The organism is Oceanospirillum multiglobuliferum, from assembly GCF_900167095.1.
GTDB lineage: Bacteria > Pseudomonadota > Gammaproteobacteria > Pseudomonadales > Halomonadaceae > Oceanospirillum > Oceanospirillum multiglobuliferum.
The window spans coordinates 1-24988 of record NZ_FUXG01000034.1 but is presented as its reverse complement, the minus strand read 5'-3'; the positions used below and the strand labels follow the sequence as shown (position 1 = coordinate 24988).

Sequence of the window (24988 nt, the reverse complement as noted above, 5' to 3'; positions counted from 1 at the left end):
AACGGTCTGGGGTTCAAAAGAACCATTACGATCACGAGGGGTATCCAGCTCAAAAGATCCCGTTGCGGTCTTGATAGTTTTGCGGGAGGCACCGTTCTTACGGTTGGGCTGAGAATCCTGAGCTAAATGCTGATCTAGCTCAGCAGCCAAAGCGGCTTCGGTAATCTGCTTAATCAAAGGGGTTAGTAAGCCATCTTTACCGTTGAGATCTTGTCCAGACTGAAGCGCTTTGGCAAAGGCTTGAATATCAATTTCGTATTTATCAGACATGATGTGTCACTCCCTATAAGGGTTAAACTATAGAGGTGACACAGAGTTTTGAACACTACCTAGTGAATAGGCGTTATTCACTACCTAACACCAGAAAATATTCTTCATAACATTGGCACTATCTTATCCAATACAGGACAGGTGCCTTATGGCTCATCACACGCAATACCTTACTGACCGCACGTTAGCCGCTCGCTATGAAGTGGCTCGCTCAACTATCTGGCGCTGGCTGAAAGAAGGCCAGCTACCCAAGCCTATCAAGCTGGCAGGCTCTACCCGCTGGCGTTTGTCTGATCTCGAAAAATGGGAACAGGAGGCGCAGGTATGAATATGAAGCGTCCGGCTTTTCCTCAAAGCAAACACTCTCGTTTTATTCTGGCAATGCTTTTGGCTGAAATGACCTGCCACCAATACAGCTATCACTATAAATCAGGCTATCCAATCGCTGACTTTAGAAAACGCCTTAGCGAAGTAAGAAAGGCAGGATGGGTTACAGATAAATCAACAAGACGGCAGGTTAAAGATAAAGATGGTGTTATCCGAGTTTGTGATCGCCATTGGATTGATAACGATTGGCTTTTGGGTTTATTTACCCTTTATCCCGATATGCAAAAGCGTTGTGATTTGCTTATTGAGAAGGAATTATCAGGTAACACTAACCCATTGTCTGAAAAGGATTTTTTAGCCAATGATATTAAATAAGACAAAACAACCGATTTATACCCCCTGTTTTATCGAAAGCAATTTAGCCGCAACCCTTACAGCACTAAGGCTGTGGCGCTTTGCTCCGACTGAGAATAATCTGACATTTCATATTATCTATAGTAGTGATTCAAACCAGAACACCAACACTAATGGCAATCAGAATACAGCGTGGTGCTATGAAACGATCTATTGAATCTGAGTTTATGTTGCTTGGTGAAACAGCCTATCGGGTTAAGGCACGTAAAGGATGGCCGCTTTACCCTGAAATTATTGATAGGGGGTATGAGCAAATCAGTTCAATGTTAAGTCACCATTGTCGAGTGCTGATGTTTCGTTTGGATATTCGACTTTATGACTTTGAATCGACAAACCGACTCATGACCTGTCTCTGTAAAAAACTGAAGCAACGACTAAGCGTACGCAAGTATCACAGACTGAAGCGGTTAGGGTATCTATGGGCTAGAGAGCAGGCCACCAGCGAAGCGCAGCACTATCACGCCATCTTCTTGATAGACGGCACAAAGATTAGGCATCCAGCTAATGTTATTAAGCTGATTCAAGATATTTGTTATCGCTGGGACTGGCCGAAGCCTTACACACCTAAAAATTGTTTTTACCTGCTGGAACGCAATGAGCCGGAATCACTGACAATGCGGTTAGCTGTTCACCGAATGAGCTACCTAGCCAAAGTGAACACCAAAGACAAGCGCCCCAGCACAACCCACGATTACGGCACAAGCCGAATCAAACCACGGACAGACCAGAAAAATAATCCGATGAATACGGCAGATCAGAATACAGAGGTCACATCATGAGCAGTTTAGAGTTATACCAACGTGCGGCATTGTCTGCCCGTATCAACAGCGCAGACGACAAAGCAGACGAACTCATTAAGGCGGCCTATGATCCTGCTACGCCTGATTATCTACGCGCTGAGTTACAAGAGATTTTGCACAGTACATTTGATGAGCTTTACCCTAACCTGAAGCCCACCGGATGCGATGACAGCGGCAAGGCATATTACAGCGTCATTGATATTGCTAAGGCTCTTGGGATTAGTCCAGAACAGGTAGAGCAAACCGCAACAGAGATGTTTGGCGAATGCCTAACCCCTTCAAACGAGATCAACACCTTACAGTGACCGCCTGTTAGCAGGCTGAGATCAGGAACAAAGCGCCTCATATCAGGCGCTTTTCTTGTATCTGGGGTAAATTACGTGGATACTGTACCTATAAACAGTATCGACAATAGTTTAAGAAAAAGGGCGTTAAACGTGCCAGAACGCAATCAGGGGCGATTTAAGAAAGGTGTTAGTGGCAACCCTCAAGGTAGACCACGAAAAGCCACCACAGAGCTAGAGAAGGCGCTTAAAAAGCATGGCGCAGATTTAGCGGATAAACTCATTGCGCTGGCACTGGAGGGCGACACTACGGCACTGAAAATCTGTATTGATCGGATTCACGCCCCACTGAAACCACAAAGCGCCCCCGTACAGCTTGAATTACCAGAAGGCGCAAGCATGGCCGATACCGGACGGGCAATTCTAAACGCTGTCGCTAGAGGTGAACTTCCAACAGATCAGGCAAGCCAGATGCTTAATGGCTTAGGTGCTCTGGTGCGTGTTATTGAGCTGGAGGAACTGGAGCAACGGATTCAGGCATTAGAGGATCGGAGGCAATGAGAGCAAGCATAGAAAGGCGGCTGAGGATGTGCGAAAAAATCGCACTCTCCCAAAAAAATATGCCGGACAGATCAAAACTGAATCCTGAACGAGTCGCCCAGATCGCTGATTATCTGGTGTCTGATGTGATGATCTCAATGGACGAACTGAAACCCATGCTAAGAGCTGCTTATGACGACTAAGGCAATAGAAAATCGACTAACAATACTTGAGCAGGTACACTATAGACAGGAACAAAAGGTCACAAAGATTTTGTTAATGATCGGTGCTACAGGTGAAGTTGGGGCAGTGATTCATGTGCGTGGTGAGCATGATCAATCTGGCATACCGAGAGATGACAATGCGGTTTAGTAACACCATTAGTAACACCGACAAAGACAACAAAAGAAAAAAACCTTAAATTTCAAAAGACTAAAAAGCCTGTTCGGTTGCCGCCGCCCCACCAATTAAGAAGGGCTTGGATCATTTCCAAGCCCTTTTTCTTTTTTCTAAGCCCCATACCATACCATTTCCAGTACCAACCCCCGCCAGATAGTCACTCTTAGTATTTTGCAGTTGCTTAAATCCCGCCTATGATGCTGCATCGCACAATATAACAATAACAAATGCCCATTTCAGTCTGCATGGAGAGTACACTGCATGTTATACCAGCTTCATCACCGTTATAGCCAAGCGATTCAACCCGTTCACCTATGGGCGCAGGCTTGGCGCAAGCAATTGTCTTTACCTTGGAACCCTTTCCGTAAAACGCCACTGAACCGCGCTTTAACCGCAACAGCAGAGTTATTTGAGCGCTGCACGGATAACTACGAAAAGCCGAGTTTCGGGTTTGAATACACCGAGATTAACGGCGAGTGGGTACGGGTGACAGAAACCATTGCGCACAGTCTGCCATTTTGCAATTTGCTGCACTTTAATCGTGCAACTGATTTGGTGCAGCCAAAGGTGCTGATTGTTGCGCCAATGTCGGGCCACTATGCCACCTTGTTACGCGGTACGGTTGAGCACTTTCTGCCAGATCACGAGGTGTATATCACTGATTGGATCAATGCCCGTGAAGTACCGGTGAGCCAAGGCAGTTTTGATTTTGATGATTATGTGGATTATCTGGTCGAGTTCTTACAGATTTTAGGCCCTAACACCCACATGCTAGCGGTTTGCCAACCCAGCGTACCTGCCATTGTGGCAACGGCACTGATGGCGATGCGTAATGACCGTGCTAAGCCAAGCTCGTTGGTGTTGATGGGCGGCCCTGTGGATACCCGCAGAAATCCAACGGAGGTGAATGATTATGCCTCCGGTAAAGATTTTGAGTGGTTCCGCGACAATGTCATTTGTACAGTCCCTAAAGGATTTGCGGGTGAAGGGCAGTCGGTTTACCCCGGTTTTATTCAGCTCTCTGGTTTTATGAGCATGAATATGGACAGCCATATCAGTAAGCATTTCCGCTTTTTTGGTGATTTGATCAAAGGGGATGGCGACAGCGCTGAAGCACACCGTAAGTTTTACAATGAGTACCTAGCCGTAATGGATCTGCCTGCGCAGTTCTATTTAGATACGATTCAAAAGGTCTTCTTAGAGCACCAATTGCCAAAAGGCGATTTGAGCTACCGTGAGCAGTTCCTAGACTACCGCGCGGTAACAGAAACGGCATTGATGACCATTGAAGGCGAAAACGATGACATCACCGGAATGGGACAAACCGAAGCGGCTCACGACGTTCTGTCTGCGATCCCCAATGATAAGCGTGAGCATTATGTGCAAGCGAATGTAGGTCATTACGGTATTTTCAACGGTCGTCGATTTCGTGAAGAGGTTGGCCCTAAGATCAAAGCGTTTATTACTCAGGTTGAGAGCGGCCAAGCCTGCTGTGGCATCGCTATGCCTGAAGTAGATGAGGTTGAGGACACTGCTGCTGAAACGGTTGAAGCCGTTGAAGCCGTTGAAGCCGTTGAAGCCGTTGAAGCGGTTGAAGCGGTTGAAGCGGTTGAAGCGGTTGAAGCGGTTGAAGCGGTTGAAGCGGTTGAAGCGGTTGAAGCGGTTGAAGCGGTTGAAGCTGTTGAAGCTGTTGAAGCTGTTGAAGCTGTTGAAGCTGTTGAAGCTGTTGAAGCTGTTGAAGCTGTTGAAGCTGTTGAAGCCGAAAGCCTAACCGAGCAAACGGTTGTAGCAAGCACTGAATCAGAGGTCGAAAGCACAGAAGCATCTGAGCAAGAGGCACTGATGGCCGTTTTGACAGAGACTACGCCTGCCGCTACACCAGCACAAGCCAACACCACTCGACCAGTGAATAGTCGCAGTTCACGTCCAAGCCGAAAAACTAGACGCTAAGGCGATTTCAGTCCAACCCCCTGCAAAACAAAACATTTGTAGGGGGTTGGCTCTGAGCCAGGCTTAACAGGTTTTACGGTAAATAATATCCCAAACCCCATGACCCAAACGCTCACCGCGAGCTTCAAACTTGGTGTGCGGGCGAGAATCAGGACGCGGCACATATTGCTGCCCTTCCGTCGCAGTATTCTCAAAGCCCTCTGCAACCGACATCACTTCAACCATGTGTTCAGCATAGTTTTCCCAGTCTGTCGCCATATGGAAGCGGCCACCCACTTTCAGCTTACGGCGCACCAGTTGTGCAAACTCAGCCTGCACAATACGACGTTTGTGATGGCGCTTTTTATGCCAAGGATCAGGGAAGAATAGTTGCAACAGATCGACAGAGCCATCAAGAATGCAGCGGTTTAACACTTCAATTGCATCTTCCTGATAAGTTCTCAGGTTAGTTAAACCCGCATCACCCGCTTCAGCCAGCAACTTACCCACGCCCGGCGTATGCACTTCGATACCGATAAAATTATGGTCGGTCATCTCCGTGGCTTGTGTCAGCAGTGATGCGCCCATGCCAAAGCCGATCTCTAACACCAGCGGCGCGTCACGCCCAAAGACCTGTGCTGGATCAATAAGACCCTGCTCAACACTTAAACCCCAACGTGGCCAAAATTCGTCCATGCCACGTTGCTGACCAACGGTCATCCGCCCCGTGCGTAGCACAAAGCTACGGATACGGCGCTTGTGCTCATCGGTCACAGCCTCTTCGGTTTCTAGGCTGTTTAAGTTTTCGGTTTGCTCAGGGATCTGAGGCTCTGTTGTATCTGACATGCTTTTCTAAAACCTGATTAATTAATCAATCAAACCATCCAGCGGCGAAGAGGCGCTGGCATATTTTTTACGCGGCATACGACCCGCCAAATAGGCTTCACGGCCTGCTTCAATGGCTTTTTTCATCGCAGAGGCCATCAAAATAGGATCACGCGCGGCGGCAATGGCGGTATTCATTAAAACGGCTTCACAACCCATTTCCATTGCAATCGCGGCGTCAGATGCTGTGCCAACCCCCGCATCTACCAGTACTGGGATCTTGGCGCTTTCCATGATGATGCGGATGTTATGCGGGTTCAGAATACCCAAACCAGAACCGATCAAAGACCCCAAAGGCATGATGGCACAAGCGCCCATGTCTTCAAGTTTTTGAGCCGCAATCGGGTCATCATTGCAATACACCATGACATCAAAACCATCGGCGACTAAGGTTTTCATCGCTTTCAGGGTTTCTTCCATATCTGGATAAAGGGTTTTCTGGTCACCCAATACTTCTAGCTTCACCAGTTTGTGGCCATCTAATAGTTCACGCGCCAAACGACAAGTGCGCACCGCATCTTCTGCGGTATAGCAACCCGCGGTGTTCGGCAAAATGGTGTAGCGATCAGGGGTGATCACGTCTAAAAGATTTGGCTCACCCGGATTTTGACCAATATTGGTACGACGCACCGCAACGGTCACAATTTCTGCACCACTGGCTTCAATCGCTAAGCGGGTTTCTTCTAAGTCTTTGTATTTGCCTGTACCCACTAACAAGCGCGAGCGGTAACTCTTTCCGGCGATGGTCATCAGATCATTCAGCATAGTATTGGCCTTTCTTGTACGAATATTTCGATCTTTGAGTCTGGCTATATCAGTCCGATCAGCGCAGCAGATCCTGTGAAACGATTCAAAGTGAGGTATTAACCGCCACCAATCGCCTGAACCACTTCAACCTGATCCCCTTCGTTTAACAGGGTTTGGCTGTGTTGGCTGCGCGGTACAATCTCTTGATTGACTTCGACGGCCACGCGCTTGCCTGTAAACTCAAGTTGAGTCAAAAGCTGCTCGATGCTGCTGCCTTCGGCAAGCTGATAAGATTCACCGTTTAAACTGATGTGCATACTGGTATTCTCTCCCGATTGTGCGCATCGCTTCGCCTAAGCGACTACTTAACGAAGGCACAGGATAAAAACAGGAACAAAAATGACGCAAGTCGATTGCCGCATATTGTACCTGAATGGAAATTTTTTGCGGCTGATAATTGATGAGGAATGCAGTGAATAGCTCAACCCCTATAACACCCGCTCTAAACGCTGTTCCGCTAATGCTATGGTGCTTTGTCGCGCTAACAGGGGCGAGTTCGGTGTTATTAGAGGCTTATTTTAGCCACGGTTTAAGTGCTGAGGTTTCAGCCCAAGTGCTGAAAAGTTTAGAAACCGCTGCCAGCTATCAGCGCTTTAACAGCTTGGTTATGGTGGTGGCGCTGCTATTAGCCGCCCGTAGTACGCGCCGTTGGCGTTATCTACCAGCAAGTTGTTTTGCTCTGGCAATCCTCTCTTTCAGTGGTGGCATTTACGCCAAGCACCTATTGGACATTGCCACAGGCAGCCTAACACCAACAGGAGGTGTGTTGATGGCATTAGGCTGGCTGTTATTGGCTCGGTTGGGTTGGCTTAGCGGGGCGGAATGGAGTAAGTCGCGGTAACATGGGCGACAGGTTCGTCATCTCCCTCAGAATAGATACTGATTTCACCCACCGCCAAGCGCCGTCCCAGTTTCAATAAACTGGCCTCAGCAATAATGGCTTGAGCTGGCTGCGGCTTACGCAGAAAGTTAACATTTAAACTTGTTGTCACTGCCAACGCCACAGGGCCAATCTGTGCCAAAATCGCCACATATAAACAAATATCGGCCAATGCCATCATCGTCGGCCCTGACACCGTTCCACCGGGGCGCAGATGGGCATCATCCACATCTAAGCGCATCACAGCGGTTTGATAACCTAGCGCCGTGACCCGACCAATATGTTGCGGAAATTCTCGATCTAGAAAGGCACTGATTTCAGCCACCGTCATCACCGTTTCCGGTTGTGCAGTAGAAGGCGGTATAGCAGAGGATTGTGTTGAGGCAGACATAAAATAGACTCCAAACATTTTGCAATGAGGGCTTTAGGCTAAACCTTGTGACCCATTTTTGTTATTTGGTCAGAGTATGCACAGCAGAGGATTAAAAAAGACAGTGTTCAGGCTGACTACTGGTTCACAGTCGCCCCACATCGAATTGAAAGCGCAGAAAAGGACATTAACCGTTTAAACGCCCGCCCATCTCTTGGGCAAGGTCAACCGCGTAGTTATCGGTCATACCGCCAATAAAATCTAAAACTCTTCGATAAGCCTCGTAACGATTCCAATCAGGGCCGGGAATATTTTCACCAATCAGCGCCAGCACGCGTTTGTGTTTAAAGCTGAGTCGATCAAGGGTGTCGTTGTGCTGCAAAGTGGCCAACTCTTCTACCGCTCCACAAAAAGACTCTAATAACACCCCTAGCGTGGCATAAGCCCCCAGTTCTAGTTTGGCTTTTCTAGGATGGTCAAAAATACGCTGCTGCGCCAACTGCTTGGCTTGTGCAACGCCATTGGCGATGTCAGGCTCGCACACCGCGATCAGGTCTTGCTTGAATTGGCCAGCCAGCAGTTCATCTTGATGGCGTAAAAACTGTTCTGAAACCGCTGCCACCACTTTCTCCATCGCGGCACCACGCAAGGCCGCCACTCGACGTCGGTTGGAGGCCTGTTTCAACTGGGCATAGCCTTCAGGCTCGGCTCCTGCGATTTGCAGCAGGATCTGCTCAACCTCATGGTAGCGCAGAATCTCCATCTCAAGACCATCTTCCAGATCCAGCAAGGCGTAACAAAGATCATCTGCGGCTTCAACCAGATACACCAATGGATGCCGACACCAACGCTGTGGTGCCAGTTGGATCAAACCTAAAGCTTGAGCGGTTTCTTGTAGAAGGCTTAGCTCAGTTTGGTAACAGCTGAACTTACCTGCCGCATTGGCCTCTGTTGCTGTCCAAGGGTATTTCAGAAAGGTGCCCAGTGTGGCGTAGGTCAGCTTCATGCCGCCTGCAAACTGGTTATATTCCACCTGTGTGACCATCCGAAAACCTTGGGCATTGCCTTCAAAGGTGATCAGGTCAGCTTGTTGTTCTGCGGTGAGTCCCGATAAGCGCCCCTGTTTTTGCGCTTGTAAGAACCAATCTCGAATGGCGTATTCACCCGCATGACCAAACGGCGGGTTGCCGATGTCATGGGCCAAACAGGCGCTTTGTACAATCACCCCAAGATCCGCAGGGGCAATATGAACGGGCAGATGAGCCTGCAACTGCTCCGCCACCATCATACCCAAACTGCGCCCGACGCAACCCACTTCTAAACTGTGGGTTAAGCGGGTGTGGATATGGTCATTCTCAGCGAAGGGATGTACTTGGGTTTTGCGTCCCATGCGCCGGAAAGAGCCCGAAAAAACCACTCGATCATGGTCTTTATGAAAGGGCGAACGCCCCGCATCATCAAGACCATGTCGAGAAGAGCCTTTCAGGCGTTGATCTGACAGCAGTTGCTGCCAGTTCATCCGTTGGCTCATTAGAAATGCATCACAAAGCCGACATTAAAGCCGCTTTCTAGATCATCAGAGTTTGAACCTACATCAACGCCCAGCTTACGATAGCCAAGGTAAACATCAGCGTCTTTTAGTAGTTGATAATAGCCACGCACTTCTAAATCACTTAGACCGTCAATATCACCAAAAGAGATCACACGCGGTGCATAGTAAAAATGGCCGCCAACACGCACTTGTGGAATCTGTGGGATAGAGACACTACCTTGCACGCCTAGGCCCAATGCTAAACCAGATACACTACCCGTAGCGTTTAACCAGTAGCCTTTACCACCTACGCCCATGCTATAGGTCGCAGTATCTTCTTGGGTATGAGCGCCAACCATTGCTAGCGTAGTAGTGGCTGAGTTTTCTTCATGGTACAAACCGCCCACTGACACACTCAGGCGATTTTGTGGCAGTGGTGCATCATATTCTGCACGCACAGTATCGTTGTTAATGTTTAAATCAACAGTTGCTGCTTGCGCTGTTGCAACCATACTTGCGCAAACTGCAGCTAAAGCAATACGTTTCATCCTTTAAGTCCTCTATCTTTCAAACGATAACAAATTAGGGGTTATATACCGTACTGCGCACGGTAGTTACGAATCGCATCGGCATATTGAGCCAAATCACCCGCATTAGCCGCTTGCTCATCTAAATAGGCCAACACTTGCTCTAAATTGATAATGCTGATCACAGGCATATTGAAGTCGCGCTCTACCTCTTGAATCGCTGACAGCTCACCTTGGCCGCGCTCTTGGCGATCCAGTGCCACCACTACGCCGCCGGGCTGAGCACCGTTTGCCTGAATAATCTGCATCACCTCACGAATGGCGGTGCCTGCGGTGATCACATCATCAATAATCAATACTTTGCCTGTGAGTTCTGCACCCACTAAAACACCACCTTCACCGTGGTCTTTGGCTTCTTTACGGTTGAACACATAAGGCACATCAAGGTCGTGATGATCTGCCAGTGCCGCAGTGGTCACAGCCGCTAAAGGAATTCCTTTATATGCGGGGCCAAATACCACATCATATTCGACTTTCGCAGCAACGATAGCCTGTGCATAGAAGCGGCCCAATTTTGCCAGCGCACGACCAGTGCGGAATAGCCCCGCGTTAAAGAAATAAGGGCTAATTCGACCTGATTTGAGTTTAAATTCGCCGAAACGTAAAACATCTTGCTCAATGGCAAACTCGATAAATTCGCGCTGGTAGTCTTGCATTAATCGATCTCCGGTAGATTTGGCTGCTGAGTATTTACCAAAACGTCTAAAGCTCGGGTATCATACACGCTCGTCGTAGCAGGAACCACGTATGAAGATCATCAACATCAATCTCAATGGCATTCGCCGAGCCGTTTCACGCGGCTTTTTAGACTGGTTGCAGCAGCAAGACGCAGATGTGATTTGCGTTCAAAATCTGCAAGCCAAATCCTATGAACTGGATGACAGCATTTTATATCCGCAAGGATATGAAGGTTACTTCTTTGACGCTGACCAAGACAACTTCAGCGGTGTAGGTGTGTATTGCCGTAAGTTGCCCAAAGCGATTATGACCGGCATCGGTTTTGAACAAGCTGATTTTGAAGGCCGCTTTATTCAAGCCGATTTTGATAAGGTCAGTATCGCCTCGTTTTTAATGCCCGATAACAGCGATCCAAAAGCCAAGTTCGCCTTTATCGAGCAGTTTGACGAATACCTGAAAAAGCTGCGCCGCAAACGCCGCGAGTACATCATTTGTGGTAGCTGGTATACCGCTCACAAAACCATTGATCTGGCGAACTGGGCCGACAATCAAGACACGCTGGGCTTCCGCCCTGTTGAGCGCGCTTGGTTAGATCAGGTCTTTGGCCCAATGGGCTTTCTGGATGCCTTCCGCGAAGTGAATCGCGAAGAGAATCAGTTCTCATGGTATCCCGATGCGGACAAGCCGAAAAATCGCCAAGAAGGCTGGCGCATTGATTATCAGGTCACAGGCCCGAACATGCGTCGCAACATTGTAAACGCTTACTTTGACACGCAAGCCACGTTCTCTGAGCATGTGCCACTTGTGGTGGAATATGAGCTCGAACTCTGAGGTATTAGGTTCTAGTTTACGATGATCGTACGTATACACAAAAGGCGCTGAATCAGCGCCTTTTGTGCGTTTAACCTATCGCGAATTACTCTGCCAAGGCTTGCATCTGAGCGGCAAACAGCTCGTTACAACCTTTCTTCGCCAGCTCAAGCATCGCAAACAGCTCCTCTTGGCTATAAGGAGCGCCTTCTGCTGTGCCTTGCACCTCAATAAAACCACCTTGAGCCGTCATCACCACATTCATATCGGTTTCAGCGCTAGAGTCTTCTGGATAATCCAGATCCAATACAGGTTGCCCTTGATAGACCCCAACCGACACCGAAGCAATCATCTGCTTGAGTGGATCAGATTTAATCATCTTCTCACGCTGCAAATAACGCAACGCATCCACCAACGCCACACAAGCCCCTGTAATCGAAGCTGTACGTGTGCCGCCATCCGCTTGAATCACATCACAATCAATCTGAATGGTATGCTCGCCCAGCTTCTCAAGATCAACCGCTGCACGCAAAGCACGACCGATCAAACGCTGAATCTCCTGTGTACGACCCGACTGCTTACCCCGCGCCGCCTCACGATCCATACGACTGCCCGTAGAACGCGGCAGCATACCGTATTCTGCCGTCACCCAGCCTTGATTCTTGCCACGTAAAAAACGCGGCACAGAAGCGTCAACAGACGCAGTGCAAATCACCTTCGTATTACCAAACTCCACCAACACCGAACCTTCGGCATGGCAGGTATACTGACGGGTAATTTTAACCTCACGCATTTGATCAAAATCACGACCACTAGGACGAACGACCATAAAACACCTTTAACTGAACTGACGCAGAATAGAACACCAAAACAACCCAGCCCATCTGCCACACAACAAACAGCACTGAATCACAAGAGCGGAAAGGCAACAATTATACACAGCTTACGCCCCTAAGCAGACATCAGCAGGCAATTTCGCTAAACTGCCCGCCTAAATTGATCTACTTTGGAGCACAACATGACCCACAGCATGACCGCATTTACACGGCAGGAAGCACAACACACATGGGGCACACTCAGCTGGGAGATTCGCTCCGTCAACCAGCGCTTTTTAGAACCCCACTTCCGCCTGCCCGACACCCTACGCGACCTAGAACCCGCGCTACGTGACCTGCAACGCAAACAACTGAATCGCGGCAAAGTCGAGTCAACCCTGCGCTTTCAACCCGCGCAAGCCAACGACCAACTCAGCATCAACGAAGCGCTAGTCAAACAACTGGCCGTTGCCGCAGAAGCGATCAGCAGCCAACTGCAAGACCCTGCCAAAATTAACCCACTGCAACTGATGCAATGGCCGGGGGTACTGCAAAACCAAGAGATCGACCCAGAACAGATCAAAGCCGCCGCCCTTGAGCTTTATCAGCAAGCACTGACAGACCTGATTCACCACCGCGCCCGTGAAGGTGACGACCTTGCCCAACTGATCAACCAACGCCTAGATGGCATTGACGCCATCGTACAACAAGTACGAGAAGCACTGCCGGGCATCCTAGAGCGCCAGCGCCAACAGATCTTAGACAAACTCGCCAGCATCAAAGACGAACTCGACCCCAGCCGCATCGAACAAGAGATGGTGATGCTGGCCAACAAAACCGACGTTGCCGAAGTACGCCGCGTATTAAAACAGAAAGATCCTGTGGGCCGCCGTTTAGACTTTCTTATGCAAGAGCTCAACCGCGAAGCCAACACCCTAGGCTCTAAATCTATCGTGACCGAAACCACCCAATGCGCGGTAGAACTTAAAGTGTTGATTGAGCAGATGAGAGAGCAGGTTCAGAACATAGAATAGGTTTTTGGGTAGAAAGTTACCCGTACAAGAATCTCTTAAATAAAGTGTGAGAAAAAGATTGAAAGTGAAACTATAGCTTCTTTATCTAACTAAAAATGAAAATATAGTTTCACTTTAACCTACCGAACAATATCAAACGGTCAGTTTACTCAAAGTCAAAAGTGAAGCTATACTTTCACTATCTGAAGATTTAAGAAAATATAGTTTCACTATGAATGCCACCGAATCAACAACAAAGCGCACCGCCGTCGTTTTTCCAAAGCACAGAAAGGTATTAAGCATCTTAGGCGAGAACTTAACTCTGGCAATGAAGCGACGAGGCATTACCCAAGAAATGTTGCATAGTCGAACAGGATTGTCTAAACCAACACTACGAAAAATCCTAAAGGGTGATCCCTCCGTCTCGCTTGGTCACTATGTCAACGTATTAGCCTGTTTAGGTCTCTTGGAAGACCTAGCCAAAGTCGCCTTTGATGACGAGCTGGGAAGAAAGCTGCAAGATATCCAATTGCTGAAAAAAAAATAAGAGTGTCGCATTATGGAAATCTACGTTTATGCTGATTGGACTGAGTCAACCGACCCTATATTAATTGGTACATTACGGTCGTCAGAAATTAGAGGCAAAGAACATTTCAGCTTTAGTTATGACGAGACATGGCTAACCTCCGATTATGTTCGCCAGATTGACCCTTCTTTAAAGCTATTCGTTGGCGAGCAACATGCGCAGAACGACAAAAATTTCAAAACATTTCTCGACTCATGCCCTGACCGTTGGGGTCGATTGTTAATGCAACGCAGAGAAGCGGTGGTTGCTAGACAAGAAAAACGGCGAGCAAAAAGCCTATACGAGACGGATTACTTGCTAGGTGTTCACGATTCATTTCGCATGGGAGCACTGCGCTTTCGCACATCACCAGATGGCCCTTTTCTAGACGACAACAATGAGCTGACAGCGCCCGCAATAACCAACTTATCCGAGCTACAACATGCCGCCAACAAAATCGAAGAAACTCCGGATTTAGATAACCCAGATTATCTGAAATGGCTCAATATGCTGATCTCACCGGGCTCATCACTAGGTGGAGCCAGGCCAAAAGCGTCAATTAGAAATCACGATGATAGTTTGTGGTTAGCTAAGTTTCCTAGTCGTCACGATGATTACGATATTGGCTTATGGGAGTTCATTGTTTATCAAATGGCCATAGCGTCTGGTATCGAAATGGCTGAATCAAAAGTTGAAGCGATTGGCAGACATCATATTTTTTTAACAAAAAGGTTCGACCGTACCGAAACAGGAAAGCGGCTACACTTCAGCTCAGCAATGACTCAACTAGAGTACTTTGATGGTCAGGATGATGGAGCAAGTTACTTAGAACTGGCTGAGTTTCTGATCCAACACGGCTCGAATACTCAGGCAGATCTTGAACAACTTTGGACCAGAATACTGTTTAATATCATGGTATCTAATTGTGATGATCATCTTAGAAATCATGGATTCATTCTGGAGTCGACTGGTTGGCGACTATCTCCTGCCTACGATATCAATCCTATGTTATACGCCACTGGTCTACACCTTAATATTGATGACGTAAGCAACGCGCTTTCGATTGACTTGGCATTTGACGTTGCAGAGTATTTTCACGTTTCTGAAAGTAAAGCCAAGGCCATCCACCAAAGATTGTTAAAAGCCGTTTCACAATGGAAAAGCCTTGCCCAACAAGCGGGCATTAACAAAGAAGAAAGGGAGCTATTGAGGGACTGCTTTATACTCGCATAGAACGCCGCAACACTTTTATGCGCATAAAAGTGTGCAATGCGAGTTGAGTACTCGTCTATGCGTTTTACCGAACGGCGAAATTCAGCAGTTATAGGTCCACACAAAGTGACTTCACAGGTAACAATTTGTAGACATTGATGCCTGATATTCGATACTCAGTCTTATCAACATTGGATACCATAGCATCCATATTGAGCTTATTTCTATGAAAATGAACACCATGGCGCCCATCTTGGCTTAGGCGAATTTTCTGCTGGCTCATAACTATTCCATAGAACAAGCGAAAAAATGGCCAAGCTATGCTGGCAGAAATCGTGTCCGATAAAGCCTCTCAAAACGGCTATTTCTAGACCCTAACAGCAGTATACAAACGGCACTGTTTTTTCCATTGCTAACCACTAAGGTTTAGTAAAAGACATAGGCACGTAGTGAGAAATTTGGTGGGCAAACAGACATTTTTGAGCCGTTTTTTTTCGATAACTTATTGAGTTTTTTAGGGGCTAGCACGTTACTCAAGAAGATCCAGAACATAGAATAATGTCGTTCAGCCCTTAGCGATAATAAAACCCACCAATTTCCATGATAAGGCGGTGGGTATTTTTTCAGCTAGAAGTATGCCTATCACACAATCGGCAAATAAATGTCGGTGACCAGCTCATGCTCGCCCACTTCTGGAAAGAAGTTCTGGTAGTGAAAAAAGCAGGGGCTGTCTCTCAGTTCTTCGCCACTTTCGGGCAGCCATTGCCCATAAAGGTAATACACTTTGGCATCTAGGCCTTCATGCGGGCCGATATGGCGAATCACGGCACAACGCCCACCTGCCATGACTTTGTTGATAACCCCAAAATCATTTTCTGGCACAGGCTCGGCTACTTCACCTGCTATATCAAAGCGAAAATCTTCAGGGGCGGTATTTTTGGGGTCACTGTAGATGATGCCGAAGGTTTTGCTTTTGGTCACGGGCGATAAGCCTGTGCTTTTGCGCCATTGAATAAACTGCCCTGCGGAGTTGTTCACATACTCCATTGGGCCTTTATGCTCTAACACGGCCAGTTTTGTTTCAGGAAAGGTTTGAATTTGAACATCCATCGTTGGCTCCAAGTCTGTCTCAACGTGATGATAGTGTTGACTCCATTCAAGCCAGTTGGCTTGATGGCGAAATTCAGAAGGCGACTGTGCAAAACCTTTGCGAAAGGCGCGTGCAAATGACTCTGGCCGTTCAAATTGAGCGTCCAGTGCAATGTCTAGAATGGATTTATCCTGCTGAAAAGCAAGCTGGTAAGAGGCACGCTTCAATCGCAGTTGTTGCACAAACTTGGCAACGCTGATTCCCATAAATAGGGTAAATTGCCGATGAAAGTGGTATTTGGAAAAATGGGTAGTGTTCAAAATTCTGTGTCACCTCTATAGTTTGACCCTTATAGGGAGTGACACATCATGTCTGATAAATACGAAATTGATATTCAAGCCTTTGCCAAAGCGCTTCAGTCTGGACAAGATCTCAACGGTAAAGATGGCTTACTAACCCCTTTGATTAAGCAGATTACCGAAGCCGCTTTGGCTGCTGAGCTAGATCAGCATTTAGCTCAGGATTCTCAGCCCAACCGTAAGAACGGTGCCTCCCGCAAAACTATCAAGACCGCAACGGGATCTTTTGAGCTGGATACCCCTCGTGATCGTAATGGTTCTTTTGAACCCCAGACCGTTAAAAAATATCAAACTCGCCTAACCGATGAGATGGAACGCAATATCATCTCCCTGTTTGCACTGGGTAATAGCTACCAAAGTATCCGAGAATACCTGTTAGATATGTATGGCACAGAGGTCTCTAATGGCACCATTAACGCCATCACAGACCGTTTAGTTCCTGAGTTGCGAGCATGGCAAGAGCGAGAGTTAGAGGCGGTTTATCCCTTTGTCTGGTTGGATGCGATCCATTACAAAATCAAGGAAAATGGACGCTTCATATCTAAAGCCTTGTACACCATTTTAGGGCTCAATATTGAAGGCAAAAAAGAGCTATTAGGCTTGTACTTATCAGAGAGCGAAGGTGCTCGCTACTGGCTGAGTGTCCTTACAGATATGCAAAATAGAGGCGTCAAAGATATCCTGATTGCCTCTGTTGATGGGCTTAAAGGCTTCCCAGAAGCGATTGAAGCCGTCTATCCAAAAACTGAAGTGCAGCTCTGTATCATTCATCAAATCCGCAACAGCGTGAAGTATGTGGCGAGTAAGAACCAGAAAGCCTTTATGTCAGATCTGAAGTGCGTTTATCGTGCAACAACGCAAAATGCGGCTGAACAGGCACTGGATGAGCTGGAAGCGAAATGGGGTGCTCAGTACCCGCTGGTGATAAAGTCTTGGCGGAGTAAGTGGGAAAATCTCTCAGTTTACTTCAAATACCCAGAGCAAGTGCGAAGGGCGATTTATACAACGAATGCGGTTGAAGCGGTGCACCGTCAGTTCCGTAAACTGACCAAGACGAAAGGGGGCTTTGCTAATGAAAATGCATTGCTCAAGCTGCTATACGCGGGTATGTTGAAGGCATCAGAGAAGTGGACGCATCCGGTGCAAAACTGGAACCTGACATTGTCTCAGTTGAGCATCCACTTCGAAGGCCGGATAGACCAGCACGTTGATCTTTAAGAAATGGGTGACACAGAACTATGAACACCCTCAGAAATGGGTGACACAGAACTATGAACACCCTCGAAAAATGTGCTACCTGACTAAGTTCATCTAGAGTTAACGCTTTATCGAGATTCCGGTAGATGTAGTCACAAGTTGCAAGCATCCTTTTTCGATACTGTTCTTTCGCTAAGTTTGGCACTGATCCCATCCCATTTATCGTCAGTGGCACTTAAAAGTATCACTGCCTGCCGATGTCTGAATCAGCACATTATGAACAACCTAAACGGAGAAGACCTGACCAAAATTGCTTTCTAAATAAAATGACGATGTTGAAACCATTAACCACAACTAGATCTCTATAACTTCCAACGCCATGTTTTGCATTCTTTGTTGCCTCAGACCTCTATGCTGCTTTAAAACCTGTAAATATGGCATGATTCTATTTGGCTTATTAAGCCAACAGTTAGATAAACTTAATGCCTCTAACTTGTGTAAAAAGCAAACTTGTTCATCAGGTAACATTGCAGCAGATGCATTTGCATCAAGCTCAATTAATGAAGGTAGAAACACACCCTGATATCCTTCACTCAGAGCAATATTCATACCTTTTGGGTCGAAATCACCAAAATAAAGAGTTGGCTTGTTTCTTCTAATACATTCTCTTTTGAGAGATTTAACGCCATGCCCATAGAGTTTATCTCCCCTATAGACCACTAAATCGTCAGGCATAATATTGAGTTGAAAACACTCTAGCTGATAGAAGCAATCTAGATTTTCCACGATGATTAAACGGCTACAACAGGTTAAATCTAGTTGCTGCCAGTCAACGTCTACAGTATTAAGATAACAACCGAGCAGCATTTCATTTGTTTTATATAGCCTAACAAGAACTCTATTTGATCTAGGTTTTAATCCCTGACCCTTATCCTCTTGGTCACTGAGTAATGCTTGCTCGGTGCGGCTAACGCCCTTCAAATCTTGGCGAAAACAGCGGTGCTTTCGCTCTTTTTGTATCTGCGCTATAGAATTTAGAAGATTTTTGGTTATCAAAAAGTCTGGCAGATTCAGGCTATTTCCTGCGATCAGATTTTCTAAAATACACCAACGGAGTACCTCTTGAGCACTTATTGTGCTGGTTTTCACCCAAAGCTCCGGTTTGGATTTTAGACGAGTCTCTTGGTTAAGAAGCCATCGACAAGCTCGAGCTGATAAGTACTCCATTACTTATATAACCTCCATAAACTAAGCGTTAAAACACCCTAAGCCGTATATGAATATCGCTAATCAGCATCAGTTGATTACTGGCCGATGCGGGGGTTTCTTCATTACGTAGGCTGAACATTTTTTGCTCATCCCTTGGCAGAGATTGGTAGTCTGCAAGGATTTGATACAACCATATTTCGCCATCCCAAGGTAGGTTTTGGGTTTTGAGATAGGTTAGCGCGCTGACTGATTCGCTGTTGTCGATCACTTCTAGGTAGAAGTTTTCCACATCTTGTTTCAGCGCTTGCTGATGGGCGGCAATCTCTTCATTCACCAATACTTCGCTGAAGTTGGCACTTTGATGCTCAGTGATCAACGTTTTAGGTTGATGGGGTAGCTGTTGCACTAAGGCGGCGAGTATCTGTCGATCACTGGCACGATCTAGTGCCGCAGCCGCCTGAAGCTTAATCGGGGCGGCTTGGTTGAATAAGACGGGCACGGGGGTTCGATTCGGATAATCCGCAGGACTATAAGCCGGATGCTGCCGCAAATAGGCCACCATATTGTTAATCAGCAGCGAGCGGGATTGCTGTTGACGGAATTTGGCCAACAATTCAATCAAGCGTTTTTGTACTTCTAACAAACTACCGTGATGGTCGCTCAATTGAGTTTGTAGCTGGCTAACTAAGAGTTTACGCAGATGATTGTTGCCTTCGGCCAGCTCAATCAGTTCGTTAAAGTCTAAAAGTGCAAGGCCATCTAATAGGCGTCTCAGTTGTTGTTGCGCCCGTTCGTTCTCGCGGATTTTGTCGTTTAAGCTGCGCACAAAACCGAAATCGCTGTTCAAACGGTTCCAAAGACTGTCGATGGCTTCTTCAAATTGGCCGCTTAAGTCATGCACTTGTTCTGTCAGGCGTTGTAACTGCAACTCGGCAACGCTGTAATCACCTTTGTGCTGCGCTTCGCGGTATGCCTGTACTCGGTTGCGAATTTGCACCAGTCGTTCGGCAACATCGGCATTCACCTGCCGACGGTTTTCATCCGAAACCATACTGGCGATCAGTTCACTTACCAAAGGTCGTAGCATCAGTGGCTGTTGTTCGCTAGGTCGCCAGACAATACGCGCCGCCATCAGTTTTTTTAATGCGCTGTCACTGAGGGCGGTTTCATCAATAAAGCCCTCTAAATAGCCTTGCATCAAAATTTTATGATGTTTACCCAAAAGGGCTAATCGCTCGGCACCGATGCTGTAAAGATTAGAGGCGATGGTCTGTTGCGTGTGCATTAGATCAGGTTCTCTTGGGCAGGGGCATCGTCTACGGGTAGCTGTTCTTCGTCACGAATGAAACGGATGATATCGATAAGGTAATCCACTTTGCCCGTGATGACATAATATTGACGATCATTATGCGGTTGCAGCAGATAGCCATGCTCACGTAGGCGACGAAAGATCAGCTTCACTTGTAGGTCTAGCGCGTCACTTTGGCTGTTAAAAAATTTATCGGCGGCCAGTGCGTTAAGGCGGTGGCGTAAGCTTTGATTGTCTTCGGTACGTAAGACAAACTCTTGCAGTTTGATGGTGTCACCTGCGGTGAGGGCACTGTCTCGGCCTAAGGTTTCCTGTACCAGTTGCATCCACTCCAAAACAGGTAAAAGCGATTGCACGGTTAAGGCAAACTGGCTGCTTAGGTGTTCCCGAGCCTCTAAGGTCAGGTCATGGTAAGCGAGAAAATAAACACTGCGATCTTCATTGCTCACCAATCTGCGATTTAAAGGGCGCAGGTAATCGTTAATGGCTTGCTGAGTCTGTTCATCACTTAAATGTCGATAAGCATCGTGGTTGCTGATTTTGCAGATGAAATCCCCATTCAGCAGACGCTCTAATAGTGGGCCATGTTGTAACATCAGCTCGCCTCCTCCTGTTGATTCGACTCGGTTTGTTTGGCGGCCAGTCGCTCGGCCAATCGGCTGATTTTCGGCTGAATACGTTTCAGCTGGCGCTTAGTGGGATCTTGCTGACTGGCTTCGATAAGGTAACGGTGTTGAAACAGCATCAACACATCAGACTCAGGGTTAGGAAACGCCCCCACAATCACAATGCGGTTGCTGCTACAGGCTTGGAACAGTTTTTCAACATTGTGATACGCCAAGGTGCCAATCTCATCAATCGGCCAATGTAAGGTAACATCAGACTCTCCACGCAACAGCCGTGTGAAGGCAAGCAGGTATTTGCAGAGAATCAAATACGCCATACCGTGGCTGGATGACTCTAATAACTGACGATCATTTCTAATCACCAACTCTGAGCCGCCTTCACTCAGATGCAGTTCCAAACGCAGCAAGGATTCGATGCTGTACTGTTCATCGGCTCGCAGTAACTCCACCACATCGGCCAGTGCATTCAGGTAGTGTTCTGAAGGCTGTGTCTTATCAACCGAGTGACTCCAGTCGTCATAAAGCTTGGCAAAATGTTTCAGCGGTTGCCAAAAGCCCAGTTCGTCGATGGTGGATAGAATACGAACTTCTGATTTTCGGATACCTTCCAGCACCAGATCATCGGCAACGGCTTCACTCAAACGGCGACTTTGCGCGGCAATGCGACGATTGATGTCGCTGAATACGGTGAAGAACTTCTTCAGGTCGCCACCGATATTTTCGCCCATTTCGATCAGTTGTTGACGTTGATCTTGCAGGATATGCAACAGGTCAGCCAATACTGGCAGCAGCTCACGTTTGCCTGCGTATTCCGGCTGTTTGCTTTTTTCATGCTCCAGTCGGTCTAAAAACTCAGGGCTGGCATTGTCTTTTAAGCGTGTATCAAACTTATCCACACGGCTGTTCAGTTCAGCATCCAGTTTGCTGCGTTGCTCTAAGGCTTCGTCGGTACGTGACAAGCGCTCAACAAGGTCGGCAGAGTCAGGCAAAGCCGCGGGCGTTACTCTGGTAAGATTGAGCTCATTCAGCTTAGCCAGCGCCGGTTTGATTTGGCTGAGCTGTTTCTCTGCTCGTTCCATTTGCCCTTGTTGTTGCTGGCGCTGTTCATCCAACACTTTACGGTTTGCGGTAAAGTCTGTTTTCAGTTGGTTTAAAGCCTGTGCAACCTGGCGCTTGTCCTGCTTGAGCTGGGTTTCTTGTGCCAGTAATTCTGGGCGCATTTTTTGCCAATCAAGGGTCATAAAGTTATGCCAGTGATTCAGCTCATCCTGTCGGTTTTCAACCCTTTTGATCTCGGCCTTTAACTGCTCTTGGCGCTGTTTGAGGTCGCTTAAACGGCGAGGATCAATGCCTTTTGCTGAAAGCTCTTCATCAAAGGCTTGTTGTAGCTCTTTTAGCTGTGCTTTGTTCTCTTCTCGCTTGCTGGCCAGTTGTGCTTCAAGCGCATCAATCTGTTGATCAAACCCTTGCAAAGTAGTCTGCCAATCGGCTTTCAACTCAAGTCGTTGGTCACCATGATCTTTTGTCATGGCGTGCAAGTCTTGCTGCTGCTGTGCTTTCAATGCTTCCAGTTGTGCCTGTTTCTGATGCAGTTCTGTTCGAGTCTTTTCTTGACGCTGACTGTTCAGGCTTTGCTGTTGCGCTTTTAAACGATCACGGGCATCGCGGGCATAATCAATATTCTGTTCCAGCTCTGTACGCTGCCATTCGGCTTGTTCGAGTTGCGCTTGTGTCAATTCAACCTGTTCTTGCTGTGCTTTGAGCTGTTTCTCCGCTTGCGCTTTCTCTTCGCTAGTCTGCTCAACATGGCGCTCTGCCGATTGAATCTGCAAACGAATCGCTTCTTCATCCTGTGCATAGTCTGGGGTTTCAACCCCCGCTAATTCCAGACGAAGGCCATAGAGACTGTCTGTTAAGGTCGAAAGGTTAGGGTGTAGGTCTTGTCGCTCTAATAAGCGCTCATCAAGCACCTTACCTAGGGTTTGCTCCCAACCGCTGTAATGCAAGCGTAGAAAATGACGCAAGCTGCCCTGCTCTGGAGCCAGTTGACGATGTAACAGCTGGAGAGACTTTTCTGCATCCTGTGCGGCTTTACGACTACGCTCTAGTGCATCGTTAGCCTGATCACGAGTTTGACGAGCCTGTTGTAGTGTTTGCTGAAGAAGCTGCATCTGGCGTGAGTGCTGCTGGGCTTGCGCTTGGGCTTGCTCTAAGCGCAGCTCTGCCGTACGGGCTTCTTCATATTCCGCCTCGGTTAAAGAGGAGGTGCTCAGTTGAGTTTCCAATATCGCGATGGTACGGCTGTACTCGGTAAGCTGATCAGCAAATAAGCTTTGCTGCGCCTGTATGCGCTTTTGGAAAGCCTGCTCAAGCTGTGTCAGTTGTTGATCTTGCGTTTCACGCACCTGATTTTTCTGTTGCTGCAACTGTTTAACTTTCGCATCACGTTGCTCACTTAACCGATCGAGCGAGGCCGACAGTTTGATCTTATGCAGGTCTAGCTGATGCTCTAAGTCACTGTGTTGCTCAGACATTAACTGGTACTGAGCTTGTAGCTCTATCAGGTTGTCACGCCATAAGGGCAAAGCCTCTGTATCTCGCTGTAGTTTGGCCATATCACGAGATTCATAGTCATCGTAGCGGTACTGAAGCTGATCAAGACGAGCGGTTGTCTCTTTTAAGTCATGCTCGGTTTTACTCTGGGCGCTGATCAATTCAGACTGATGCTCTTCAAAGCTTTCTTTTAGATGACGTAACTGAGCTTGCAGCTCATTAAGCCGTTCTTCACTTTCGGCTTTATGCTGCTTTTGCTGCTGCTCGTCTGCGCTTAATAAGGGGAATAGCGCGGCTAATTGGGACTCAACACCATCCAGCTGTAACGCTAAGTGCTTCAGGTGATCAAAATCTTTCTGTAGTGACTCTAGTTTACTGGAGTGGCGCATCTGCTGAATCCACTCACGAGCCTTAGTGTTCTTCACTTTGGTGGTGGGCAATGTCACGCCATCTTCTTCGAAAATGGCCGCTAACATCGCTTTTAGCGTGTCCATTTTGCCTTCTTTGGCATGTACCGCACTGACCAGCTTTTCAATGTGACGTAGTTTGTGACCCGCATCAACCAAACTAAAAGCAGCGGCTAGGCGACGCAGTTTTGCACTATCAGTGCCACTGCCTCTTAAGGTGGCGACATCATTTTGAATAATACTGCGATACTCACTTGTTGCACTCAGCTTGGCAGACACTTGACCCGCAGCCTGATGACGCATAATGCCCGCCCAGTCGTGATAACTGTAAGCTTTAACCCCTTCGTCAGTATGTTGTAAGTAACACTCACTTTGATAAGGCGCACCGATAAAACGATACTCAAGGCCACCTTCGCTCTTGCGTGTCAGTACAGCTTGGCAAATGTCACCGTTCCCGCGTCGATATTCATACACGATGTAGCTGTTACTGAACGGCAGATAAAACTCGTCAAATTTCTTACGGGTTTTAGGCACGACGCGGTTTGGCTGTTCACCATAGAAAACAGGAATCAAACGCTGAAGTGTGGTTTTACCAGAGGCATTGGTACCGCAGATATTGGTGTGCTCGTCCATCTGGATCTCAACCACTCCCGGTAGGTGAGTGTGAATCAGCACGATACGAAGTAGTTGTGACATGGAGAATATCCTTTCAGCGGTAAACACTCAGAGGCCGTACAGAAGATTCAAAGCCTTTGGCATAGATCAGGTTATTATTCACGGATCAGATTAAAACGCAAAAACCCCAGTCTATCGCTAGACTGGGGTTCTATATAAGGCGCTTGACGATGTCCTACTCTCACATGGGGAGACCCCACACTACCATCGGCGCTGTACCGTTTCACTGCTGAGTTCGGGAAGGGATCAGGTGGTTCCAATACGCTATTGTCGTCAAGCAAAAAAGGTGTAGATTGAATGTCTGCCAATTAAGCCTATCTGTTATTAGGCCTTCTACTTTGTTCGTATCTTGTATTCTTACGTCCAAGCCTGAGCTTGTCGCTTGTAATCTCTGACGTATCCGTCGATTGTTAAGCAAGTCAAAAACTGCTTTGGTGTTATATGGTC

The 24988-nt window shown here is 47.4% G+C and carries 29 protein-coding genes and 1 rRNA gene; 14 read left to right on the top strand and 16 right to left on the bottom strand.

The genetic code is table 11. The features are described from left to right. Positions 1–270, bottom strand: a 270-nt coding sequence (locus B5D26_RS15465; protein WP_200810707.1) for a transposase, incomplete at its 3' end; no start/stop codon positions are given. Between the two features lie 148 nt (positions 271–418). Between B5D26_RS15465 and B5D26_RS15460 the strand changes: the two genes are divergently transcribed. The 8 genes from B5D26_RS15460 (at position 419) to B5D26_RS15425 (ending at position 4984) form a co-directional block, all read left to right on the top strand. Then, positions 419–598 carry a helix-turn-helix transcriptional regulator gene (locus B5D26_RS15460; RefSeq protein ID WP_078746618.1) on the top strand — a complete coding sequence of 60 codons (180 nt, stop codon included), beginning with the start codon at positions 419–421 and terminating at the stop codon, positions 596–598. Beyond that, the gene (locus tag B5D26_RS15455; RefSeq protein ID WP_078746617.1) at positions 595–972 is read left to right on the top strand and encodes a hypothetical protein; all 378 of its coding nucleotides are present in this window, start codon (positions 595–597) and stop codon (positions 970–972) included. Before B5D26_RS15460 ends, B5D26_RS15455 begins: the two co-directional genes overlap by 4 nt. Positions 973–1151: 179 nt before the next feature. Continuing rightward, positions 1152–1790, top strand: a complete 639-nt coding sequence (locus B5D26_RS15450; RefSeq protein WP_159445691.1) for a YagK/YfjJ domain-containing protein — start codon at positions 1152–1154, stop codon at positions 1788–1790. Then, complete coding sequence (locus B5D26_RS15445; protein WP_078746615.1) at positions 1787–2116, top strand: hypothetical protein; 330 nt, start codon at positions 1787–1789, stop codon at positions 2114–2116. Before B5D26_RS15450 ends, B5D26_RS15445 begins: the two co-directional genes overlap by 4 nt. 132 nt (positions 2117–2248) lie before the next feature. Continuing rightward, positions 2249–2656 (top strand): DUF5681 domain-containing protein, encoded by a 408-nt coding sequence (locus B5D26_RS15440; protein WP_078746614.1) that lies wholly within the window; start codon positions 2249–2251, stop codon positions 2654–2656. A 26-nt stretch (positions 2657–2682) separates the two neighbouring features. Beyond that, positions 2683–2838: a hypothetical protein gene (locus B5D26_RS16240; protein ID WP_159445690.1), complete on the top strand. Its 156-nt coding sequence runs from the start codon at positions 2683–2685 to the stop codon at positions 2836–2838. Beyond that, on the top strand, positions 2828–3007 hold the full coding sequence (locus B5D26_RS15430; RefSeq protein WP_078746612.1) for a hypothetical protein: 180 nt from the start codon (positions 2828–2830) through the stop codon (positions 3005–3007). Before B5D26_RS16240 ends, B5D26_RS15430 begins: the two co-directional genes overlap by 11 nt. 288 nt (positions 3008–3295) lie before the next feature. Beyond that, positions 3296–4984, top strand: a complete 1689-nt coding sequence (locus tag B5D26_RS15425) for a polyhydroxyalkanoate depolymerase (RefSeq protein ID WP_078746611.1) — start codon at positions 3296–3298, stop codon at positions 4982–4984. A 63-nt stretch (positions 4985–5047) separates the two neighbouring features. On the opposite strand, the gene trmB is transcribed toward B5D26_RS15425, so the two are convergent. From trmB to thiS, 3 genes are all read right to left on the bottom strand, one after another. Further along, on the bottom strand, positions 5048–5809 hold the full coding sequence (gene trmB / locus B5D26_RS15420; protein WP_078746610.1) for a tRNA (guanosine(46)-N7)-methyltransferase TrmB: 762 nt from the start codon (positions 5807–5809) through the stop codon (positions 5048–5050). 21 nt (positions 5810–5830) lie between these two features. Next, the gene (locus B5D26_RS15415) at positions 5831–6613 is read right to left on the bottom strand and encodes a thiazole synthase (protein ID WP_078746609.1); all 783 of its coding nucleotides are present in this window, start codon (positions 6611–6613) and stop codon (positions 5831–5833) included. Positions 6614–6711: 98 nt separating this feature from the next. Continuing rightward, positions 6712–6912, bottom strand: coding sequence for a sulfur carrier protein ThiS (thiS, locus tag B5D26_RS15410; RefSeq protein ID WP_078746608.1), 201 nt, complete (start codon positions 6910–6912; stop codon positions 6712–6714). Positions 6913–7067: 155 nt separating this feature from the next. Between thiS and B5D26_RS15405 the strand changes: the two genes are divergently transcribed. Beyond that, on the top strand, positions 7068–7496 hold the full coding sequence (locus B5D26_RS15405; RefSeq protein WP_159445689.1) for a DUF423 domain-containing protein: 429 nt from the start codon (positions 7068–7070) through the stop codon (positions 7494–7496). Here B5D26_RS15405 and B5D26_RS15400 read toward each other — a convergent pair. The 4 genes from B5D26_RS15400 to pyrE all read right to left on the bottom strand — a co-directional run bounded on the left by B5D26_RS15400 (position 7465) and on the right by pyrE (position 10679). Further along, complete coding sequence (locus tag B5D26_RS15400) at positions 7465–7926, bottom strand: PaaI family thioesterase (RefSeq protein WP_078746606.1); 462 nt, start codon at positions 7924–7926, stop codon at positions 7465–7467. The genes B5D26_RS15405 and B5D26_RS15400 overlap by 32 nt on opposite strands. A gap of 166 nt (positions 7927–8092) precedes the next feature. Continuing rightward, positions 8093–9424, bottom strand: coding sequence for a deoxyguanosinetriphosphate triphosphohydrolase (locus tag B5D26_RS15395; RefSeq protein WP_407668543.1), 1332 nt, complete (start codon positions 9422–9424; stop codon positions 8093–8095). 11 nt (positions 9425–9435) lie between these two features. Further along, positions 9436–9984, bottom strand: a complete 549-nt coding sequence (locus B5D26_RS15390; RefSeq protein ID WP_078746604.1) for a YfaZ family outer membrane protein — start codon at positions 9982–9984, stop codon at positions 9436–9438. A gap of 41 nt (positions 9985–10025) precedes the next feature. Further along, positions 10026–10679: an orotate phosphoribosyltransferase gene (gene pyrE, locus B5D26_RS15385; protein WP_078746603.1), complete on the bottom strand. Its 654-nt coding sequence runs from the start codon at positions 10677–10679 to the stop codon at positions 10026–10028. A gap of 91 nt (positions 10680–10770) precedes the next feature. On the opposite strand from pyrE, the gene B5D26_RS15380 reads away from it, so the two are divergent. After that, complete coding sequence (locus B5D26_RS15380; protein ID WP_078746602.1) at positions 10771–11532, top strand: exodeoxyribonuclease III; 762 nt, start codon at positions 10771–10773, stop codon at positions 11530–11532. Positions 11533–11617: 85 nt separating this feature from the next. On the opposite strand, the gene rph is transcribed toward B5D26_RS15380, so the two are convergent. After that, positions 11618–12340 (bottom strand): ribonuclease PH, encoded by a 723-nt coding sequence (rph, locus tag B5D26_RS15375; protein WP_078746601.1) that lies wholly within the window; start codon positions 12338–12340, stop codon positions 11618–11620. Between the two features lie 189 nt (positions 12341–12529). On the opposite strand from rph, the gene B5D26_RS15370 reads away from it, so the two are divergent. The 3 genes from B5D26_RS15370 (at position 12530) to B5D26_RS15360 (ending at position 15137) form a co-directional block, all read left to right on the top strand. Further along, complete coding sequence (locus B5D26_RS15370; protein ID WP_078746600.1) at positions 12530–13360, top strand: YicC/YloC family endoribonuclease; 831 nt, start codon at positions 12530–12532, stop codon at positions 13358–13360. Positions 13361–13571: 211 nt separating this feature from the next. Next, the gene (locus B5D26_RS15365) at positions 13572–13886 is read left to right on the top strand and encodes a helix-turn-helix domain-containing protein (RefSeq protein WP_078746599.1); all 315 of its coding nucleotides are present in this window, start codon (positions 13572–13574) and stop codon (positions 13884–13886) included. Between the two features lie 12 nt (positions 13887–13898). Continuing rightward, entirely contained in the window at positions 13899–15137 is a 1239-nt protein-coding gene (locus B5D26_RS15360) for a type II toxin-antitoxin system HipA family toxin (RefSeq protein WP_078746598.1), read from the top strand. Between the two features lie 88 nt (positions 15138–15225). Here B5D26_RS15360 and B5D26_RS16235 read toward each other — a convergent pair whose 3' ends face one another. Then, the gene (locus B5D26_RS16235; RefSeq protein ID WP_159445688.1) at positions 15226–15399 is read right to left on the bottom strand and encodes a hypothetical protein; all 174 of its coding nucleotides are present in this window, start codon (positions 15397–15399) and stop codon (positions 15226–15228) included. 359 nt (positions 15400–15758) lie between these two features. Then, positions 15759–16526, bottom strand: coding sequence for an AraC family transcriptional regulator (locus tag B5D26_RS15355; protein ID WP_200810706.1), 768 nt, complete (start codon positions 16524–16526; stop codon positions 15759–15761). Between the two features lie 48 nt (positions 16527–16574). Between B5D26_RS15355 and B5D26_RS15350 the strand changes: the two genes are divergently transcribed. After that, the gene (locus B5D26_RS15350) at positions 16575–17783 is read left to right on the top strand and encodes an IS256 family transposase (protein ID WP_078746596.1); all 1209 of its coding nucleotides are present in this window, start codon (positions 16575–16577) and stop codon (positions 17781–17783) included. 333 nt (positions 17784–18116) lie between these two features. Here the strand turns inward: B5D26_RS15350 and B5D26_RS15345 are convergent, their stop codons facing one another. The 5 genes from B5D26_RS15345 to rrf all read right to left on the bottom strand — a co-directional run bounded on the left by B5D26_RS15345 (position 18117) and on the right by rrf (position 24819). Beyond that, positions 18117–18911: a DUF7281 domain-containing protein gene (locus tag B5D26_RS15345; protein WP_159445687.1), complete on the bottom strand. Its 795-nt coding sequence runs from the start codon at positions 18909–18911 to the stop codon at positions 18117–18119. A gap of 106 nt (positions 18912–19017) precedes the next feature. Beyond that, entirely contained in the window at positions 19018–20256 is a 1239-nt protein-coding gene (locus B5D26_RS15340; RefSeq protein WP_078746594.1) for a hypothetical protein, read from the bottom strand. Next, complete coding sequence (locus B5D26_RS15335; protein ID WP_078746593.1) at positions 20256–20876, bottom strand: hypothetical protein; 621 nt, start codon at positions 20874–20876, stop codon at positions 20256–20258. The genes B5D26_RS15340 and B5D26_RS15335 overlap by 1 nt, the downstream gene beginning before the upstream one ends. Next, a complete protein-coding gene (locus tag B5D26_RS15330; RefSeq protein ID WP_078746592.1) occupies positions 20876–24562 on the bottom strand; it encodes an ATP-binding protein in 3687 nt (1228 codons plus the stop codon). The genes B5D26_RS15335 and B5D26_RS15330 overlap by 1 nt, the downstream gene beginning before the upstream one ends. Before the next feature lie 141 nt (positions 24563–24703). Beyond that, positions 24704–24819, bottom strand: a 5S ribosomal RNA gene (gene rrf, locus B5D26_RS15325). Between the last annotated feature and the right edge of the window lie 169 nt (positions 24820–24988).